Raw genomic sequence first — 4,382 nt, forward strand, 5'->3', positions numbered from 1 at the left:
TTTATCAACGCGGTAGCGTGGCAGACGCGCACGGGCGCTCCGTGGAGGGATATACCGCCGGAATTCGGGAATTGGAACAGCATACACAAGCGGTTTTGTCGCTGGCGGGATAAGGGAATATGGAGAATGCTGGCGGACGCCGCGATTATGATACACGCAAATTCGGGCGCGGCATTCGCTGTTTTTAACAAACATTTGCTCAAAGCGTATCTTGCGTATAGGAACATCTTTTTTTACAAATAGGTTTTTCTGTATTTACGAAGCGACGGCACGCCGAACGCTTGCGGCGGACGCGTATTCTGCTCTATAATTCGCCGCGATTACAGCAGAGGCGGGCAGGCAGTGGAGAGCGGGTTCACCCATTTCGATTCCGGCGGCAACGCGGTCATGGTCGACGTGTCCGCGAAGCCCGTTGCCGCGCGCGAGGCGGTCGCAAGGGGGACAATCACGCTGAACGCCGCTGCGCTCCGCGCCATACGGGGCGGCACTGCCCCAAAAGGCGACGTGCTGGGCGCGGCGCGGCTCGCCGGAATCATGGCGGCAAAGCAGACGGCGTCGCTCATTCCCCTCTGCCACCCCCTGAACTTCGACGCCTGCACGGTCGACTTCAGCGTCAGGGAAGAAGCCGCGCAAATCGAGGCGTCGTGCACGGTGAAGCTCTTCGGCAAAACCGGCGCGGAAATGGAAGCCCTGATCGGCGTATCCGTCGCGCTTCTGACCATATACGATATGTGCAAGGCAATAGACCGGGCAATGGTCATAGGCGATATCCGGCTGTGGGAAAAGTCCGGCGGCAGGAGCGGGCATTTTACGCGGGAAGCCGCGCGTGACTGACCCCTACGGCAGGGCGCTCGACTACCTCCGCCTGTCGCTTACCGATATGTGCAACCTGCGCTGCATATACTGTATGCCGGAAGAAGGCGCAGCGCAGCTCCCCCGCGAAGCCGTGTTGGGTTTGGAGGAGTGTGCGCACCTCTGCCGCATCCTCGCCGGGCTCGGCATTCGCCGCGTCAAAATCACGGGAGGCGAGCCGCTGCTGCGGAACGGGCTGTGCGCGCTTGTCCGCGCGCTTGCGCTGATTCCGGGCGTCGAACAGATAACGCTCACCACGAACGGAATCCTGCTCGGCGGCTTCCTCAGCCGGCTACGGGACGCGGGAATCGGGGCAATAAACGTCAGCCTCGACACGCTGAATCCCGCCATATTCCGCCGTATTGCGCGGCGAGACGGACTGGAACAGGTGCTTCAAGCTATCGGGCAGGCATACGCGGCGGGACTGCCGCTCAAAATCAACTGCGTCCCTATCCGCGGGCTGAACGACGGCGAGGTTGTGCGTATCGCGGGGCTGGCGAAGGAGCGGGACATAGCGGTGCGCTTTATCGAGCTTATACCGGCGGGAAGGGCGGCGGCGTTTCAAGGACTGAGCGAGGCGGAAGTCCGCGCCGCGCTCGAAGCCGAATACGGCGCGCTCTCGCCGTTTCGGGGCAGACTGGGGAACGGTCCGGCGGAGTATTATGCCGCCGAAGGGTTCGCGGGGAAAATCGGCTTCATCGGCGCTGTGAGCAGGGGCTTCTGCGAGCGGTGCAACCGGCTCCGGCTCACGTCGGCAGGCGTGCTGAAAGCCTGCCTGTCGAGCGGGCGCAGTGCCGACTTGGGCGCCTTGCTCCGGCGCGGCGCGGACGACGGGGAAATCGCGGAGGCGGCGCAAGAACTGGTGCGGCGGAAGCCGCGGGCGCACAGCTTTTCGGCGCGGTACGGCATAGAGGACCACCGCGCGGACGAGATGTTCCTCGTCGGCGGGTGAATACGGGCACGTTCTCCCGCGCTACGGCGGGTCTGCGCTTTGGAGAGCGGCGGCCCAACGGCACGCGAAGGGCGCGTCATAGTGGTTTTACGCGCAAGCGCCCGACTGACGAAGAGGCTGTGAATCGGCGGGGCATTATCCGGCAGCGCGTCCCCTGAATCGGCAGGACGAAAGGGGCAGAAGGGAAAACCTCTATAACTTAGATAAAAGATTTCTTTTAACTCAATTTCAAGATTTAGATTATATTGATTCCTTATGAATGGGGTGTAATATGACGGTTATGGCTGTTTTTCTTTTTCTGAGTTTGTTTCAGTTGGTGGGTGGTACCGACAAAGCAGTGGTAGATTTAGTGGACAGTAAAACTTTGACTGTAGAAGAATTGCAACCTTCTGTAATTTATTTGCCAGAATTAATCTTTGTTGACGAATCCGAATCTAAGTAACCACGTGGGAATAATAATTCTCCCAGCAACAGGTCTGCGCTATACGCCGGCGGCGGGCGGCTCAAGGGCGAGCGAGGGGAAAATCCTCTCTAGGCGGCAGGTTTATGCCATAGGTCAGCGGGGGAGCGGCACGCAAAGGAGCGGGTTGTGGGAACGGTACGGGCGGTCTGCCTGAGCGCGGAGCGGGGGACGGCGAAGCACAGCGTCGGGACGGCGGAGTTCGTCGCGCAGCACGGACTGCGGGGAGACGCGCACGCCGGAACGTGGCACCGGCAGGTGAGCCTGTTGTCCCGCGGGAAGGTCGAGGAGTTCCGCAGGCGCGGGGCGCAGGCGGAGGACGGCGCGTTCGGGGAAAACCTTTTGGTGGACGGCATAGACTTCAGCAGCCTACCGGTGGGCACGCGCTTCCGCTGCGGGAGCGTCGAGCTGGAGCTGACGCAGGTCGGCAAGGAGTGCCACCGGCACTGCGCGGTGTTCGCGCGGCTAGGCGACTGTATTATGCCGCGCGAGGGGGTGTTCGCCCGTGTCATTCGGGGCGGAACCGTCAGCGCGGGGGACGAGCTGACGGCGGAGCTGCCCGCGCCCGGCTACCGCGTGGGAATCATCACCGCAAGCGACACCGGGGCGCGCGGAGAGCGCGAGGACGCGAGCGGGCAGGCGGTGCGTGAAATCGCCGAAGCTGCGGGCTACGCGGTGGTGAGCCGCGCGCTGTTGCCCGACGACCGCCCGCTGCTGGAAGCGGAGCTGAAGCGGCTCTGCGACGGCGGCATTGCCGACTTGGTGCTGACCACGGGCGGCACGGGTTTCTCGCCGCGGGACTGTATGCCGGAGGCGACGCTCGCGGTGGCGGAGCGCGCCGTGCCCGGCATTCCCGAAGCCATGAGGCGCGAGAGCGCGGACGTGACGAAGCGGGCAATGCTTTCCCGCGCGGCGGCGGCGATTCGGGGGCGGACGCTGATAGTCAACCTGCCCGGCAGCACAAAGGCGGTGCGGGAATGCCTTGGGTTTATCATCGGCGACCTGCGGCACGGTCTGGACATTCTGACCGGACGGGACGCGGACTGCGGCGTTACCCGCGGGTAGCGCGGGATTCTGTGCCGTTCCTACGCGCGTTTCCGCCGCATATATTCGAATATATGCGCCTCCTATTCGAATATGCGCGGCATATACCCGAATTTCCGCGCCTCACACCCGAGTCGGAGCGACTCATACCCGGAATTATGCCGCATATACCCGGAGTTCTGTGACGCATACCCGAAGTTCCGTGACTCATACGCGGGTATGCGCAAACCCGCGAGAGGCGTGCAGGGTGCGCTGGGCATAAAAAAAGCGGGGAAGCCCGCGCGCCTCCCCGCCTGAATATCCCGCCAAGAGGTGTTACTGTTTCCACCATTATTGACCGTTATCCGGATAATATGGAAACCCCTCTCTATTTTGAAGAGAATGGCGAGCAGTTTTAATCCTATCCAACTCTACATAAATAAGATAAATAAACGGAGCTTCTTCAGGAATAGCATATTCCTCACCCAGAAGTCCTTTGTTCTCTGTCTGTTTCAGAAACTAAAACAGAAAAATCGTATCCCGATAATATAGAATATGCTTTATCCCGCCAATACAAATAAGGGGAAACTAAAACAAGTGTTTCAACTCCTGCAAATTCCCCATCTTTTATGGTAGAAAATATCTTTTATCAAAACACCGTCTAAAATAGGAACTTCGCTATAATTCACGTCCCCAAGGGCTAAACTAACCCATCCATTTTCATCATAATTTTTATAATGAGAAGCTTCTCATGCATTTGGATGAACAAAACCAGAAGGAGTATCCTCTAGGTGGTGTGGACTGGATAAGGGAAAAGAGGTAAAATAGAGGCATGAAAAGAAATGAAGGCATTCACCGGCACGATATAAGCGACGAGGCGTGGGAACGGATAAAAGAACTGCTGCCCGGACAGGCAGGGAAACGCGGGGGAGTGGCGAAAGATAACCGCCTGTTTATCAACGCGGTAGCGTGGCAGACGCGCACGGGCGCTCCGTGGAGGGATATACCGCCGGAATTCGGGAATTGGAACAGCATACACAAGCGGTTTTGTCGCTGGCGGGATAAGGGAATATGGAGAATGCTGGCGGACGCCGC

Annotated in this window: 5 protein-coding genes and 1 pseudogene; all 6 read left to right on the plus strand. The window is 59.5% G+C overall.

The annotated features are described in order from the left end of the window. A pseudogene (locus AWU74_RS10255) lies at positions 1-147 on the plus strand (transposase); the annotation flags it as partial. Positions 148-342: 195 nt separating this feature from the next. Then, positions 343-834, plus strand: coding sequence for a cyclic pyranopterin monophosphate synthase MoaC (gene moaC / locus AWU74_RS04100; protein ID WP_162504783.1), 492 nt, complete (start codon positions 343-345; stop codon positions 832-834). After that, positions 827-1,804, plus strand: coding sequence for a GTP 3',8-cyclase MoaA (moaA, locus tag AWU74_RS04105; protein WP_062327919.1), 978 nt, complete (start codon positions 827-829; stop codon positions 1,802-1,804). The genes moaC and moaA overlap by 8 nt, the downstream gene beginning before the upstream one ends. Positions 1,805-2,075: 271 nt before the next feature. Continuing rightward, a complete protein-coding gene (locus AWU74_RS11530; protein WP_187150825.1) occupies positions 2,076-2,246 on the plus strand; it encodes a hypothetical protein in 171 nt (56 codons plus the stop codon). Positions 2,247-2,393: 147 nt separating this feature from the next. Beyond that, entirely contained in the window at positions 2,394-3,329 is a 936-nt protein-coding gene (locus AWU74_RS04110) for an MOSC domain-containing protein (protein WP_062327922.1), read from the plus strand. Between the two features lie 790 nt (positions 3,330-4,119). Further along, the coding region (locus AWU74_RS04125; protein ID WP_162504784.1) for a transposase at positions 4,120-4,382 on the plus strand (263 nt) is incomplete at its 3' end.

The organism is Treponema endosymbiont of Eucomonympha sp. (assembly GCF_001028545.1).